Raw genomic sequence first — 15,503 nt, 5'->3', positions numbered from 1 at the left:
AAAATGCCGTAAGCCTAAAATTATTTTTTCATTTCATTCAAATGCTCTTCCAATTGCTCGTTGACATTGCGCTTGATATTTTGAAATATGATCTGATAAGATCGCAGAGCAATGGCTAATATTAGTGGATAGAAAGCAATATGGAAATTTTGAGGCATCAACCAACCGAATGCCAATACAGCTACGGCTACAAGTCCCCAAAAGATAAAATGCAGGCGAACTATACGAGCGAATTTTTTATTGGTTAGAATAGGGATGACTAGCAAATGAGTTGGGTTTGCCCAAAGAATATTATAATTCCAGTAAGTCGCTGTATGCTCAGTGCCAAACCAAAGAACGGTAACAAGCAAACCTACCAATCCAATGATGGAAAAGAAAATACGATCATACCAAGCGAAGTATTTTTCTTTTTTTGCTTCGAAGTAAAATACTAAACAAGTAATGATCAAGATGATTAAAGTCAAATGTATAGGCTTGAAAAAAGCGTCTTTTCTTTCGAATTGATTGTATGGAAGGAGTGTTTTTGATGAAGCAACAAGGGCTTGGGGTTGATTATTATCGATAATACTGGCTTGAGCTATAGTCGCTTCAAGATGCAGTGGTAGGAAAGCGTAATTTTCCGGTAAAGCTAATGTGTCAATGACGCTTCCAAGCGCGATGTCTATGCCAAAATCACCCCATGAGTTGTAAGCCAGTTGACTGTCTATAAGATCGCGGAATGTCAATTCATTGTTCTCTTGAGGAAAAATGAACTTTTTGTCGGGAATAGCTTCTTCCAATACGACTTTTAGCTTTGTTGCGCAATTGTCAAAAAAGAAATCGTATCTGTAAAACTTGTTTTCATCTTTGGCATTGTTTTCCAAATATGCGTAAACCTTCTTAACATCATCATGGCCAAGATTTAAAATCTGCTCACGAATTCCTTGGTTATGGTATTTGTACATTCTGAAATATCTGCTTGTGGCTGAAGTGCCTAGCATATAATCCATTTTCCCTTGGCAAAATTTCACGTAAAAATTGGGGGCATTGAAATCAAATACTCCATAGTTGTATATTTTGTCTATGCCCAGTTTCGGATCTTTGATTCTGAATGTGCTATGCCCAAACGCTTCATATAGAGCTGGGCCTGATTCGCATGTAAGTATGCTTAGTTTGGCTTTATCCGAAAGCTCTGTCAGGGCAAAGGCTTGCTGAGATAATAAAATTAAAATTAGGAGCATTTTAAATTTGTTAGCCATCGATTTAGTATTTGAGTGTTTAGTCTTTTTTACAACGAAGAATTTGGGCTTTCCTTGGATTGCAATGCCGAAGACATCGTAATATTATTGAATATGCCTCATTCATTGCAATAAGCTGTAAAGAAAGTAAAATTTGTTTAAAAATGGATCAGCTTTAGAGGCAATAGTTTTTGTAGCGTTTAAATAGTTGAAGGTGCTTTATATATTTTGTCGCTTTTTAATTCGGACAACAATTGATGATTTACGAAGGTTGAAATGAAAAGAGTCTGCTTTAATGTTTCAATACTGCGGAAATAAGCTTTCACGAAATAAATCGAATGGAGTCCAAAGTGAAGAAGCTATTCAATGCTATCGAGTTATGCCTCCGGATAGTTATAGAGTCTTCGGAGATGTGAATTTTAAGTCTCATGGTTTTTATGACCAGGAGTATGTAGCTTGTCATAAAGAATTTTTTTCTTCAGAGTCGCAATCTTTTGAGAAGCATTTCCATCTAGCTGGAGATATTCAAATTAGCGAACAGCCAAAAGCAACCAAGCCTGAGTTGAAAGTGTCAGACAGCTATGATTTAGCAGTGGCTCTGCCGCCATTCGCTCACAATTTTTTTGCAAGTTCTGAGATGATAATGAAAAGCAATCGAGTTTTGGAGGATATGCATGCTAATGTGAAGCTAGTGGTGAAGAACGGCGGACTTTTGGTAAGGGATGTTGAAGGGGTCGAACATGAACTAATGCTTGTTGAGCCTGAAAGGGTGGGAGGAGGAGAGCTTAGTGTGGAGTCGGAATGTATCTTTTTCATGCACGATGTGTTGGGTATTAAGCATGGCAAGCATTTGGTCGCAAGATTGGCGGATCGGAATGATGTGGATAGGGAGTTCGAGTTCCATGATAGAGAACCAGCGGATCGATTGGTGGCGGGATTATGCAAAAGTATAGCCAAGGGAGAGGCTGAAAACCCTGATTTTATTCACAGAAAACGAAAAATAGCCGGTGAGTATGGCGAGTGTGCACCCGAACTTAAGCAAAGCCTTGAAAGCTTGTCTTCGTCTCAGAGAGAGCGAGTCGCTGAAAATTTAGGTATTGACAGACATGCGAGCCCTATAGTAGGGGAAGGAATAGCTACCTACTCAGGTGACGAGTTTGAATCTTCGTTTTTCAGAGCAAAGCCACCGAAATACACCGACTTTGAATCCATGTATCGATATCATATGGAGGCGGGAACAGCAAAGAATCGCTTGGAAGTGTTGTTTTTCCCTTGGCAATTTCAGTTTGGAGCTGTGGTGGCGAAAAGCGGAGAAGACTTTATCACGATAGAGAATGTGCATCAATATTCAGAAATGATGTCAAAAGTAAGCGTGGATTTCTTTAAGCTTTACGAAAACAATCGTTTGTTGAAGATGAAAGTCAAAAAGTTGACAGGAGGCATGGGACCATTGGGTGTTCGGAAATGGAAAGGAGATTTGTTTTCTTATTTGGAAAAATTGATTCCGTATTTGATAGATAGTAGGTTGTCGCCTTCAGCTGTTGGCGAATTAGAGACTATGTGGGCTAAGAAGATTTCACTATGCAAGGCCCCTCCTCACAAACTGTTTTTTGTAAATATGTATGGGAAAGAGGAAGGACATTCATTTCATGAGCTTTATGAAGATCAAATTGCTTCCCCAGCATTTACATTGGTTGTAAGAGATTCTATGGAGAAATGGAAGATTTCCGAAGAATCGGAAATGGAAAAAGCGTTGAATGCTTATCTGAAAATTTGCCCTGAATTGAATGTTTCCTTTATGGAAGTCTCGACTTTGGTGAGCAGGCAAAGGGAAGGGTTGAGAGAAAGTTTGGACCGACACAGACAGTTATTGAAGTTGGAGAAGAGCGTAGAAGGCTTGAAGGAGATTAAGGAAGGTTTTGTAGTGTCAGTGAATTTGTCTTCAGTGTATTTCTTCAGGCAATTGTATGATAGTTTGCAATTATTATATAGCGAGTGTTTGAAAGAAAGGCTAGGGGAGCAAGATCGACTTGATGATTTATACCAAGAGATGGATCGATTGGCGAGAAGAAGAGCATTTATGTCGGATGGGCATGATCTGGAGAAAGTGAAAAATTTTATGCATAAATATTTGGATTACCTTCAACGAAATTATTTGGTTTGATTATTTATTATTTGTCTGAAGTTCTATTTGCAAAGACTATTGGTAAAGCTATTACAAAAACGACAGTAGTAAATGAAGATGGCAAAAAGCCATCGCCAAAAGAGGTTGCATTAAGAACTTTATGCAGATTTGTGCCTTTTGAAGCCTTTTCTTTTTTGAATGATGATGCTTATGGCATTCATGATAAATGGTCGAAAACACTAGTGGTCAATGATAAATAAAAAAAGGCCTGCAATTATATCAAAATCGCAGGCTTTTTTTATCATTATGCTTTCTTTGTAACGAAGCTTAATACCGATGATATTGTAAGCACCATAGCACAGCCTATGAAGTTGAACCATAGATAGCCAATATCTGTAGTGAAGTGCAGGATGAGCACTAGAATTTCAGAGATCAAGGCGGAAATGAATATCGTCTTTCCAGTTACTCTTTTCAGGAAAAAAGCAACTAAAAATATTCCCAATATTGTTCCGTAGAAAAGCGATCCTAGTATATTCACTGCTTCGATTAAATTATCAACCATATGCGCGAACGAGGCAAAAGCCAAGGCGATCATTCCCCAGCAGATTGTAATGACTTTAGAGGCTTTGAGGTAATGGTCTTCGCTGGCTTCTTCTTTAAACCACCTTTTATAAATATCGATCGTTGTTGTGGAGCCTAAAGCATTAAGCTCGCTGGCAGTCGATGACATAGCGGCGGATAGAATTACAGCCAAAAGCAATCCAATGATTCCATTGGGTAAATATTTCATTACAAAAGAAATGAATACATAATCGGATTCTTTGGATCTAACCTCCACATCAGCGGAAGCGAGTAGCTTTTTCGCATTTTGTCTGACATCCATGATTGACTCGTCAGCTTTTTTTAATTCAGTAGCGGCGTGTTCAATTTTGCTGCTCTCTTGGCTTCTTAATGCTTCCAAATAGTTTTCGGTTTTCCCTTTGCGGGTTTCGAACAGCTGATGATGCTGGTTTTGAAGTTGATCCACTTCTTCATGATAGCCATTATTTCTTAGATTTTCAATGGCTGTTTGATCGAAATAAATAGGTGGTTTTTCGAATTGATAGAAGACAAAAAGCATCACGCCTATCAATAAGATAAATAATTGCATAGGTATTTTCATGACACCGTTGAATAACAAGCCAAGTCGGCTTTCTCTCAAGCTTTTGCCGGATAAGTATCTTTGAACTTGTGACTGATCAGTGCCAAAGTATGATAAAGCCAGAAAAAAACCGCCAGTTAATCCAGACCATAGGGTGTATTTGCTATTTACGTCGAAATCAAGATTCAATGCTTTGGTTTTTCCCAAAACGCCAGCGATGCTCATAGCTTCATTCATATTCATTTTGTCGCTGATATGATTGAGCAAAATGAAGAATGCGACGAACATGCCAAGAAAGATGACAGTCATTTGCCATTTTTGAGTGATGCTAACAGCTTTGGTGCCGCCTGAAACTGTGTAAATAATCACTAATATGCCGACTAAGAAGTTAGTCATATTCAAATCCCAACCAGCCGCGGTTGAAATGATAATAGAAGGAGCGTAAATAGTTATTCCTGCCGCCAGTCCTCTTTGAATTAGAAACAAAAAGGCTGTTAGTGTTCTGGTCTGAGGATTGAAACGTTGTTCAAGATACTCGTAAGCAGTGATTACATTAAGCTTGTAAAATACTGGCAAAAAGGTAGCGCAGAGTACAATCATGGCTATTGGCAAGCCTAAGTAAAATTGGACAAAGCCTAGCCCTTCCTCAAAGCCTAAACCGGGAGTTGAAAGGAAGGTGATCGCGCTGGCTTGGGTCGCCATTACAGAAAGTCCGATCGTAGACCAATTCTCTTCTTTTGCTCCGAGATATTTGCTTATATTTTTTTGTCTATATGTTTTCCAAGTGCCATAAGCCACTATGCCAAGCAGCGTTGAGAATAGCACTATCCAATCTAATTGATTCATGTAAGTTGATTTATTAGTCGAGGCTGATTTAATAAGTGATAGTGATCCATGCCAATAGGCAAAGCATGAATACGAGTGACAAGAATACGCCTAGATAAATGTTTTTCCACTTTTTATCGCTCCAGACTTTCTCGTCATCGTTTTGTAAATCAGTTGGTAGCTCGGTTTCCTCCTTGTCTGTCAATACTTGATTCTTCATGGTCGGCATTTAGGTTAATTAGGTTGATGAATAATTTATAAGCTCCGGGAATGCCGGCAGGCAATTGTCTGAAAAAAGAGATGCCCGTGTATGTGAATGTGCCTTCACCGTATGCGCAGGTTAATAGCCCTCCTTGCAGGTCGCTTTCGCCTTGATCATGCCAAGAAATCACTGGCTCGAAGTGGTCGTCCCATGTTTCTGCGAAGTACAAACCTCTTTCCTGAATCCAATGAGCAAAGTCTTGTTGCGTTATTTTGTTTGGAAAATTAAGGGATTTGTGGTTTGGCGCGATGAAAGTAACTTCAGCGTTTTCTTCAGTTACTCTCTTTCGAGATAACTTGATATCATAAGGCCCGATGTTATCCACTTTAAGCCTGTGGCTTGTGTTGTATTGGACAATTAAGTTCCCGCCTTGTTTTACATAAGCCATCAATCTGTCTTGATGAATAGATAGCGACTGTTGAGTATTGAACGCTCTGATGCCAAGGATGATTGTTTCATATTGATTCAAATTCACAGTTCCCAAGTTTTCAGGAGAGATCAATTCCGTTTTAATTCCAATAGCTTTAAGCGCGCTGGGAATCTCATCTCCTGCCCCTGGTATATAAGCTACTTTGGTGACCAGGTTATTGTAGGGCAAATGCACTAGTTTCGAAGTTGCAGGAATGGTCAGATGCTGTTGAGTGATATGCGGAAAGGTGATTTCAGCCAATTCAGTATCAATAGTAGTATTGGACAAAACTAATGAAGCTTTTAAATGACTTTCAGAAGCGCCTTCAGGAGGCGTGATTTTGAACTTCAAAGTATTGCCTTTTAGTTTTTTTAAGTTTTCAATGTTGATGTTATTGGGTTCGATCAACCATTCGTCATTGGCTTCGAGTCGCAGACTTCCGTTTAAATTGTCCATATGGGATGTTACTGTCGCCAAGACTTCGAAGGATTCGCCTGAGCTTAAGTAAACTTTTTTGTCAAGAGCAATCGAAGCTCCGTCGCTGACTGTTACTCTGGTTTGAAGCTCTCCCTGCGCTGGGTCCACCCAGACGTATCGGACTGGCACTGGAACAGTCAATAGGTTGCCATTTATATTTAATGTTGCAAATAATGGAAAAGCTTCGGATGATTCCGGAAGGCCTACGGAACTCTTGTCATTTACATCGAATAAATAATCATATCCCTTCTCCAGCCAATATGGCTGAGTTGATTGTCGATCGATAATGAATGGCATTTCCAGTGTCGTTGTTTCATTGATCTCTATTTTTTTGTCCAGAAGCTGTTTGTCGCCGTTGGCAGTGATGCTTTGCAGTACCGGAGCATTTATATTGATGTTTCTAAGGATTATCTCAATTTGAGTATTGAGTGTGTCTCCTGTGGAAATGATTTTTTCGTCGCTTTTAGCGATGACGTGCAAGCCGAGACTTTGTTTAATGATTGAATTGAGAGATGCTATCGCATGGTTTGTCCAGCTTTTATTTTGCTGGTTAGTGCTTCTTTGCAGCATTGCCCTTGCTTCAAACAATTGGTTTATATTCTGGCTTGGGTCTGTGAAGTCGAAGTTGTTGGCGGCTTCTGCGATTTTTTTATCGATTTTTTTAAGATTAAAACGATTCCAATCAGTTTTGACACCGTCCATAATGTCGGAATTGAAAGCATCTCCTTTGACTAGCTTCAGGTATTCGATGGAGTTGCCTTTGCTTAGCGCCGCACCAAAGCCTTGGCTTCGATGAGAGCTTCTGCTTTTGGCGGCGATTTCATTATGAGATTCACCAAGCAATGGATTGTATGTGCCGATATTGACAGTTAAATATTCTTGAGGAGATGCTGCTGCTTTTTCAGGCAAAGTTTTATCCCACCATGCCGAAGTGTTCCAAAAGAGTCTTTTGACTTTCCAAGTAGAAACGGTTTTCAGCTGTTCGGGAAAGGCGTTAGGATCAGCGGCAAGTTCAAATGCTTCTTCAGCGATGACAGCGGATGCTGTGTGATGCCCATGACCGGCTCTTTTGTCCGGAGGAAACCTAGTGATGATCACATCAGGCTTAAAAGCGCGAATTCTATACACTACATCATATAAGATTTCTTCTTTATTCCAGAACTCAAGCGTTTCGTCGACACTCTTGGAGTATCCAAAATCCACCGCTCTAGTAAAATATTGCTCACCACCATCTATTTTACGGGCTTCAAGAAGTTCTTGGGTTCTGATAATTCCAACACCTTCAGGGCCTTTTTGCGTGCCTATTAGGTTCTGGCCTCCATCGCCTCGCGTGAGCGAAAGATAAGCTGTTCGAAACTTTCTGTCATTGGAAAGCCAGCTGATCATGCGGGTGTTCTCATCATCGGGATGAGCTGCTAAATAAAGGACCCTTCCTGTGGTTTTAAGCTTCTCTAATTCCAGATAAATTTCCGAAGAACTTTTTTGAGCATTTGCGTAAAAAGTGCAGATAGCAAAGGTTAAAAATAAAATAAACGTGCTAGCGTAGCGCATAGGTAGTATTTGATTTGTTGATTATGAACAGTAAGGACCTATTGTATGATCCTGCACTGAAGTGATAATATCTTAGTTAAGATACTAAAAAAGGTAAAAACGACATGGGCTTTGAGTCAATTTTAACATTAATTTATTATTCAAAATAGCCGTGTTGGGTTTATAATTTAATTTGACTCGGGTAGACAAGATCTATTTTGATGTTTGCTTTTGAGTGCATTTTTGTTTTTTGCAAGAGCCAAACAGGATTTGCTTGAATTGAGTTTAGCGATTCATTCGAAATGTTCAAGTCAAAACAATGAATAGGCAAATAATAAATGGAAATGTGACTGACAAATGAGTCATTTTTTTTAAATTTAGAATGAGTCTTGCTGAAAAAGCGTTTTGCGGAAAGAAAAGCAAGCTCTGATTATTTTAACTATTTTTAAAACCATATAACCACAATGAAAAAGTTTTTAACAATGGCAGCTTGCCTGATGTTCTCGGCTTCTGTTACTTTCGCTCAAGATTTGCCTCAGCCAAGTCCATCTTCGACAGTGATTAATACTGTTGGTCTTACAAAAGTGGAGATATCATACTCAAGACCTGGGGTGAAGGGAAGAGATGTGTTTGGGGATCTTGTTCCATACGGCGAAGTTTGGAGAACGGGAGCAAATAAAGCTACCTCAGTTACATTTAGCTCGGCGGTTACTGTTGGGGGGAAAGAGGTTCCCGCAGGAACATATGCTTTGTTTTCAATTCCTGGAAAGAATTCATGGAAGTTGATCTTGAATTCTAATCCTGAGCAATGGGGCTCTGGAAGGTATGACGCTTCGTTGAATGTAGCTGAAGTGGATGTGAAACCGGAGAAACATACATTTGTCGAGACTATGCAAATCGAAGTCGCGGATATTACTGACAATGCCGCCGCGATTCAAATTGCTTGGGGAGATGTTAGCGTAAAGCTTCCGTTTGAAGCTCCAACGAAAGAATTGGCATTGGCTAATATCGATCAAAAGATCAAAGAAATTAATAGCATACCAGGTTCGTATTTGTCTATGGCGACATACATGCTAAGCATCGGTGAAAATAAAGAGGCTTTGGCATATGTGAAGCAAAGCGGAGAAGAGACACAGAGATACTGGGAATTGTTGACTATTTCGGAAGTGTATGCCGCTAATGGCGAATACAAGCAAGCGATCAAGTATGCTGAAGAGTCAAAAAAGCTAGCTGATAAGAATGGTAATCAAACTTATGTGAAGAGAAATGAAAAGAATATAGCGAAGTGGTCTTCGATTTAATCTTTGAGTGTTATTGTCAATAAATGATAAGCCGTTTTCTGATCGAGGAAGACGGCTTTTTTATGCGCGTTTATTTTTTATTATTTCTCATTTCTATTTTCCCTTACATAATTTATACTCAATTAGGAGGATATTTAAAAAATGGAATTATTCGTTGATTTGCTATATTTTTTATTTAAATAAAGAAAATTATATGTTATTTCGCAGTCAAACGAACTTAAAATGCACATATTAATGAAAGGGAAACTACTGAGTTTGAGCTTTGCGATGAGTCTTTTATCTGGGTATCAAAGTTTTGGGCAAACCACACAGGAAGGGAATTTTAGTTGCGGTAATCACAATATTGAAATTCCTGATGAAGTCCAAAGAAGAGCAAAAGAGCAATCATTATCTAATTTGAGGATTTCAAATACGGAAAAATTATACATTCCGATTATGTTTCATGTTCATCATAAAACTGATCCAACAAAAATTACTAAAGAACAAATAGAGTCGGCAGTAAGAATTCTAAATGAAGATTTTCAAAAGAAAAATAATGATACGCCAACAGGTGTTAATTCTTCATTTTATGCATTGGCAGCAAATATGAATATTGAATTTGTCTTGGCTAGATTTGACAAGGATGGAGAGCCAGTGTCTGTCACAGATGCAAATGGAAATACTATTGAAGGAGTAACATATCACACATCGAATCATTATGGGGGCCAAGGATGGGAAAATGCTCCGCATATGAAAATGAAAGATGTGACAATAAAAAAATTTCCTCAAAACATGTACTTGAATGTATATATTACAGAATATGCTGAGTATGAAAATAAAGATACTAATTCGGGATGGGCTTATCGTCCAAAACAGGTTACTGGTACAGATCACGCTAAGTATGATGGGATTGTTTTTAACTACCATTACTTAGGAGATACAGGGCCTGAAAACTGGACCTCAAATCAAACGCATATGCGTAGAGTGATGACTCACGAAGTTGGACATTGGCTTGGGCTTTTTCATACTTTTAACGATACTGGATCATGTTCATACAATGATGGGATTGATGATACGCCTGCCTCACCAGCGGCATGGACAGTTAATAATGGCAATTGTGATTCTGAGGGTCACCCAGATTGTGGTTTCAAATTCAACGTTCATAATTACATGGATTATTCAAATTGCCCAAGCATGTTTACAACAGGGCAGGTTGATTTTATGAGAAGTGTGTTGAGCAGCGATATTATAGGTAGGAATAATTTGATTTCGGAAGATAATTTAAAAAACACATTAGGCTATGTTCCAAAAGATAACAATCCAAGAGTGTTCGTACAGGAATCAACTTTTTTCGAAAATAGTGAATTGAATGATGGAACTGTTGATCCATTGGAAGTTGAAGTTCAGAATGCATCATTTGCTGATATCGACTTTAAGGAGGATGTGGACTTTACTATTACTGGCCTTCCTGTAGGACTTAAAACAAACATTGAGAGAATATCTGAGAGTAGTGTACGAATTAAATTAGAAGGGAAAGCAGTTAATCATCAACAAGGTCATAAGATAACAGGAATTAATGTGTTGTTTGAAAATTCTGTATTTACAGATCTAACCTCTGATTTTCCTGAAACTCTACGAGAATTGGTTGACTTGTCTATTTCTTTTTATGATTCATTTATAATTGTTTACGGTGATACTAAATATGGAGGTGATAATGATAGTAAAAGCTCTGGAGTTGTAGATGATAATACTAATACTTTTGCCAAATGGTTTTTTAGTAGAGAAATGGATAGTGGCCCTTTATCTTCCAATTATGGTCATGGAATTTGGCATAATGGCTCAAGCTTTGAGATTGAAGCTTATGGGCATTCAATAATTGCGGATAATTATAAAAATGTCAGTTTGTTAAATAATGGAGATGTTATAGGTCCAAATTCAAATTGGGTAGAAGGAGGAGACTATCAAAACCTTCATCATTTGGTTAATGACAATTACCAAGATTGGGTAGGTAAGTCAGGATTTGCAGGATTTCGTTTTACCATAGATGAAAATGTTCATTATGGTTGGGCACAATTTACGGTAGCTTCCGATGGCAAGAAGGTTGAAATTATTGATTTTGCGTATCATTTAAAGCCTGATGAGCCGATTTTGGCTGGGGATAAAGGTACAGGGCCAATGGATCAAATTATTACATTTGACTCTATTGAGGGCGAGTTTATAGGCAGAGGTGAGAATTATGCCTTGAGTGCTATCGCCAGTTCGGGGCTCGAAATTGAATACACTTCAAGCGATGAAAGCATTGTGAAAATCGTTAATGGCAACGAATTGAAGTTCATAAATGGAGGAGATGTTACTATTACTGCGAATCAATCAGGCAAAGAAGGAATATGGAATGAAGCAGAACCTGTGTCTCATACAATTAACGTGCTTAAGCCTACAGGTATTCAAACAATCTCTGGTTTGAAAATTTATCCGAATCCTAATCAAGGCTTATTTAAAGTAGAGGCTTCGACGAACATTCGAAAAGTAATTGTTGTTGATGTTGCCGGGCGAATAATCAATGAAATAATTTCAGAAGGGAATAGCATTGATGTTGATATAACTGGGATGTATTCAGGGGTTTACAATGTTTTTGTATATACAAAAGATGGGTTTGAAGTGGCGAAAGTTATTTTCGAATAACTCTTGCGAATTATATTCAGCAAAATTGTTTATACATAGAAAACCCCATGCTAAATTGTTCAGCATGGGGTTTTGTTTATAGCATCCCCTTAGTGGAAGGCAATACGTTTTTGAATTTAGGATCGATGGCTACTGCCATTTTTATGGCTTTTGCCAAGGCTTTGAATGTGCCTTCGATCTTGTGATGCTCGTTAGGACCTTCTGCTTTGATATTCAGATTGCATTTGGAAGTGTCGGAGAATGACTTGAAGAAATGATAGAACATTTCTGTAGGCATTTGGCCGACTTTCTCTCTTTTGTATTCGCAATCCCACATTGTCCATGGCCTGCCGCTGAAGTCGATAGCTACTTGAGCTAAAACATCATCCATCGGCAAAATGAAGAACCCATAGCGATTTATTCCTTTCTTGTTTCCAAGAGCTTTCAAGTAAGCTTCGCCTAGCGCTAGAGCCGTGTCCTCGATGGTGTGGTGCTCGTCAATGTGCAAATCGCCCTTAACTTGAATCGTTAAGTCTGCGCCAGAGTGATAAGCCAATTGATGCAGCATATGGTCAAAGAATCCCATTCCTGTAGAGATATCCGATTGGCCAGTGCCGTCCAAGTTCAGTTTGATGAGAATATCTGTTTCTTTGGTTGTTCTTTGGATTGTTGTCGATCGCGTATTGGAAGCGAGGAATCTAAAGATTTCATCCCAATCCATAGTAATCAAGTCCGCTTGGGCTGAAGTATCTTCACTGATGTAAATGCTCTTTGAGCCTAAGTTTTCGGCTAATTGGACATCCGTCAATCTGTCTCCAATCACATAAGAATTCGCTAGATCATATTCTTCAGAGAAATATTCGGTTAAGAGAGCTGTCCCCGGCTTGCGCGTAGGAGCATTTTCATGAGCGAATGTCTTGTCAACATGGATTTTCGCAAAGTGTATTCCTTCGTTTTCCAAGGTTTTCAACATTTTGTTCTGAGCAGGCCAAAATGTGTCTTCCGGAAAAGAGTCTGTGCCCAAACCGTCCTGATTAGTTACCATGACCAGTTCGTAATCAGTTTGCTCAGCTATTTTTCTCAAAGCGCTGATTGCTTTAGGCAGAAACTCCAATTTTTCTAGAGAATCGACTTGCTGGTCTTCGATAGGCTCGAAGATGATCGTTCCGTCTCTGTCTATAAATAATACTTTCTTTTTCATGGCTGTATTTTCTTTTGAGTTTAAGCTTCTTGAGTGCTTGACTCTATTTTCTTCAAGGCTTCGATGATTAATTCATTTTCTGAAGCTGTTCCTATCGAAATTCTTAAACATTCTTCACACAATTCGACTTTTGATCGATCACGAACGACTATGCCCTCATTCAGCAGCTGCTCATATTTTTTTCGAGCATGTTTGATTTTAATCAAAAGAAAGTTAGCGTCAGAAGGATAAATATGCTGAACGTCGTTAAGCTCCAATAAAGCAGACTTCAGCTTGGACCTTTCATCAAGGACAGTTTTAACTGATGCTTTCATGCCTTCATGATTATCAAGGGCATCACCGGCATGTCGCTGAGTAAGCTCATTGATATTGTAAGGAGGCTTGATTTTGTTCAAAATATCTATAACCTCTTTGCTGGCGAAAGCCATCCCAAGACGCAGGCCTGCCATTCCCCAAGATTTGCTAAATGTCTGGATGACGATCAGATTTGGAAACTCTTCAAGTCTTTGGTTCCAAGACTCTTGATCGGCAAAGTCGATATAAGCCTCATCGACCACCACTATGTTTTGACTGGCGCGAAGAACAGCTTCAATGTCATCGATTTTCAATAGATTGCCCGTTGGGTTATTTGGCGTGCAAAGGAAAATAATCTTGGTACGCTCGTTGATCGCTTCCAAGGTCTTCGGAAGATCAATCTGAAAATCTTCAGTTAAAGAAACTTTGCGAGTCTCGATGCCATTGATATCAGCGCTAACTTGGTACATCCCATACGTAGGCGGTAGTACAAGCACATGGTCTTTGCCCGGTTCGCAAAATGCTCTGTAAAGCAAATCTATCGCTTCATCGCTGCCATTGCCGAGGAAAATATTCTCAGCAGGAACATTTTGAATTTGGCTGATTTTGGCTTTTACAGTCTGTTGATAGGGATCGGGATAACGATTAACTGCAATGTCGCAAACAGATCCTTCAGCATTCTCATTGGCGTCAACGAATACCTTGGCCTGCCCGGAAAACTCGTCGCGGGCAGAGGTATAAGGCTTAAGACCCTTGAGATGCGCTCTTAATATATTTTCCGGATTAAACATTTTCCTGTAAATATTTAAGTCTCAAAGTAACAGCATTCTTATGAGCATCTAGTTGCTCTTCTTCAGCCATGAGTTCAATGCTTGGACCTATGGCTTTTATTCCTTCTTTAGTAATCTTTTGGAAAGTGATTTTCTTTACAAAACTATCCAATGATACTCCACTGTACGCATTGGCGTAACCATTTGTCGGTAGTGTGTGATTTGTGCCTGATGCGTAGTCTCCGGCTGATTCCGGCGTGAAGTTTCCTATAAATACAGATCCTGCATTTATGATTTGTTCCGCTACATCATCAGCGTCTTCATTTGCTAATATCAAGTGTTCCGCTGCATATTCATTCAAGAAATCAATAGCAGTTTGTTTGTTGTTGATGACAAAAGCGCGGCTGTTTTTCAAAGCTTCAATGGCAATGTCTTTTCTAGAAAGTAGCTCTAATTGCTCGGCAACAGCGTCATTGATTTCATCTACGGTTTTTTCGGTGTCCGCTACTAATATTACCTGACTGTCTACACCGTGTTCGGCTTGTGAAAGCAAATCTGAAGCGACAAAGGATGGGATCGAAGCAGCATCAGCATAAACGGCCACTTCTGAAGGTCCTGCCGGCATGTCAATCGCTACTTTTTCAGACTGGCTGACGATTTGTTTGGCCGCAGTAACGTATTGATTGCCCGGCCCGAATATCTTGTCCACTTTAGGCACGGATTCTGTGCCGAAAGCCATCGCCGCAACCGCTTGCGCTCCACCGGCCTTGATAACAGTATTTATGCCTGTGAGCTTTGCCGCGTAAAGAATAGCTGGGTGTATGTTTCCTTCTTTGTTAGGAGGTGTGCAAAGAACGATTTCTTTGCATCCAGCGATTTTTGCCGGGATAGCTAGCATTAAAACCGTTGAGAAAAGCGGCGCTGTGCCTCCTGGAATATACAAGCCTACTTTGCGGATAGCAACGCTTTTTCTAACGCAACTAACTCCGGGCATGGTTTCCACTGTCAAAACTTCATCAGCTTGAGCAGCGTGAAACTTTTCGATATTGTTTTTTGCAAGTTGCAAAGCTTCTTTCAACTCTTGAGAAACGAGTGACGAGGCTTTGTCCAACTCTTCAGTTGATACCAAGAAATCATTTATTTCAGCTCCATCGAATTTTTGCGTAAATTCTTTGAGCGCTGAATCACCTTCATGTTTGATTTTGTCAAGCACCGGCTGGACGATTTTCTTGATGTCATCAAAATTTTTGACTGGTCGGCTGATAAGCTCCGGCCAGTCATTTATGTTGGGTTCAATGAATTTTTCCATGA

Annotated in this window: 11 protein-coding genes; 4 read left to right on the top strand and 7 right to left on the bottom strand. The window is 39.4% G+C overall.

The window, feature by feature from the left end; genetic code table 11:
- Positions 1 to 20: 20 nt before the first annotated feature.
- Complete coding sequence (locus AABK36_RS14185; RefSeq protein ID WP_309938243.1) at positions 21 to 1,238, bottom strand: lipoprotein N-acyltransferase Lnb domain-containing protein; 1,218 nt, start codon at positions 1,236 to 1,238, stop codon at positions 21 to 23.
- A gap of 274 nt (positions 1,239 to 1,512) precedes the next feature.
- Here AABK36_RS14185 and AABK36_RS14180 point away from each other — a divergent pair, with 274 nt between their 5' ends.
- Both AABK36_RS14180 and AABK36_RS14175 read left to right on the top strand, forming a co-directional pair.
- Complete coding sequence (locus AABK36_RS14180; protein WP_309938244.1) at positions 1,513 to 3,381, top strand: hypothetical protein; 1,869 nt, start codon at positions 1,513 to 1,515, stop codon at positions 3,379 to 3,381.
- Complete coding sequence (locus AABK36_RS14175; RefSeq protein WP_338390279.1) at positions 3,378 to 3,602, top strand: RDD family protein; 225 nt, start codon at positions 3,378 to 3,380, stop codon at positions 3,600 to 3,602. Before AABK36_RS14180 ends, AABK36_RS14175 begins: the two co-directional genes overlap by 4 nt.
- A 44-nt stretch (positions 3,603 to 3,646) precedes the next feature.
- On the opposite strand, the gene AABK36_RS14170 is transcribed toward AABK36_RS14175, so the two are convergent.
- The 3 genes from AABK36_RS14170 to AABK36_RS14160 are packed head-to-tail and all read right to left on the bottom strand — an operon-like array spanning position 3,647 to position 8,007.
- Positions 3,647 to 5,329, bottom strand: a complete 1,683-nt coding sequence (locus AABK36_RS14170; protein ID WP_309938246.1) for a sodium:solute symporter family protein — start codon at positions 5,327 to 5,329, stop codon at positions 3,647 to 3,649.
- Between the two features lie 28 nt (positions 5,330 to 5,357).
- Entirely contained in the window at positions 5,358 to 5,528 is a 171-nt protein-coding gene (locus tag AABK36_RS14165; protein ID WP_309938247.1) for a hypothetical protein, read from the bottom strand.
- Complete coding sequence (locus AABK36_RS14160) at positions 5,479 to 8,007, bottom strand: PIG-L family deacetylase (protein ID WP_309938249.1); 2,529 nt, start codon at positions 8,005 to 8,007, stop codon at positions 5,479 to 5,481. Before AABK36_RS14160 ends, AABK36_RS14165 begins: the two co-directional genes overlap by 50 nt.
- A gap of 443 nt (positions 8,008 to 8,450) precedes the next feature.
- Between AABK36_RS14160 and AABK36_RS14155 the strand changes: the two genes are divergently transcribed.
- A complete protein-coding gene (locus AABK36_RS14155; protein WP_309938250.1) occupies positions 8,451 to 9,287 on the top strand; it encodes a DUF2911 domain-containing protein in 837 nt (278 codons plus the stop codon).
- A 234-nt stretch (positions 9,288 to 9,521) separates the two neighbouring features.
- On the top strand, positions 9,522 to 11,948 hold the full coding sequence (locus AABK36_RS14150; RefSeq protein WP_309938252.1) for a zinc-dependent metalloprotease: 2,427 nt from the start codon (positions 9,522 to 9,524) through the stop codon (positions 11,946 to 11,948).
- 76 nt (positions 11,949 to 12,024) lie between these two features.
- Here the strand turns inward: AABK36_RS14150 and hisB are convergent, their stop codons facing one another.
- From hisB to hisD, 3 genes are read right to left on the bottom strand one after another with little or no spacing between them, the layout of a single operon-like run.
- Positions 12,025 to 13,128 (bottom strand): bifunctional histidinol-phosphatase/imidazoleglycerol-phosphate dehydratase HisB, encoded by a 1,104-nt coding sequence (hisB, locus tag AABK36_RS14145; RefSeq protein WP_338390278.1) that lies wholly within the window; start codon positions 13,126 to 13,128, stop codon positions 12,025 to 12,027.
- A 20-nt stretch (positions 13,129 to 13,148) separates the two neighbouring features.
- Positions 13,149 to 14,213, bottom strand: a complete 1,065-nt coding sequence (gene hisC, locus AABK36_RS14140; RefSeq protein WP_309938253.1) for a histidinol-phosphate transaminase — start codon at positions 14,211 to 14,213, stop codon at positions 13,149 to 13,151.
- Positions 14,206 to 15,501 (bottom strand): histidinol dehydrogenase, encoded by a 1,296-nt coding sequence (gene hisD, locus AABK36_RS14135; RefSeq protein WP_309938254.1) that lies wholly within the window; start codon positions 15,499 to 15,501, stop codon positions 14,206 to 14,208. The genes hisC and hisD overlap by 8 nt, the downstream gene beginning before the upstream one ends.
- Positions 15,502 to 15,503: the final 2 nt, after the last annotated feature.

The sequence above is a fragment of the Aureibacter tunicatorum genome, assembly GCF_036492635.1.
GTDB lineage: Bacteria > Bacteroidota > Bacteroidia > Cytophagales > Cyclobacteriaceae > Aureibacter > Aureibacter tunicatorum.
This window is presented reverse-complemented; position numbering and strand designations above follow the sequence as displayed.

Coding starts and splice junctions, on each gene's coding strand:
- AABK36_RS14185 (WP_309938243.1), bottom strand. CDS start 1,238: ATGGCTAACAAATTTAAAATGCTCCTAATTTTAATTTTATTATCTCAG.
- AABK36_RS14180 (WP_309938244.1), top strand. CDS start 1,513: ATGTTTCAATACTGCGGAAATAAGCTTTCACGAAATAAATCGAATGGA.
- AABK36_RS14170 (WP_309938246.1), bottom strand. CDS start 5,329: ATGAATCAATTAGATTGGATAGTGCTATTCTCAACGCTGCTTGGCATA.
- AABK36_RS14165 (WP_309938247.1), bottom strand. CDS start 5,528: ATGAAGAATCAAGTATTGACAGACAAGGAGGAAACCGAGCTACCAACT.
- AABK36_RS14160 (WP_309938249.1), bottom strand. CDS start 8,007: ATGCGCTACGCTAGCACGTTTATTTTATTTTTAACCTTTGCTATCTGC.
- AABK36_RS14155 (WP_309938250.1), top strand. CDS start 8,451: ATGAAAAAGTTTTTAACAATGGCAGCTTGCCTGATGTTCTCGGCTTCT.
- AABK36_RS14150 (WP_309938252.1), top strand. CDS start 9,522: ATGAAAGGGAAACTACTGAGTTTGAGCTTTGCGATGAGTCTTTTATCT.
- hisB (WP_338390278.1), bottom strand. CDS start 13,128: ATGAAAAAGAAAGTATTATTTATAGACAGAGACGGAACGATCATCTTC.
- hisC (WP_309938253.1), bottom strand. CDS start 14,213: ATGTTTAATCCGGAAAATATATTAAGAGCGCATCTCAAGGGTCTTAAG.
- hisD (WP_309938254.1), bottom strand. CDS start 15,501: ATGGAAAAATTCATTGAACCCAACATAAATGACTGGCCGGAGCTTATC.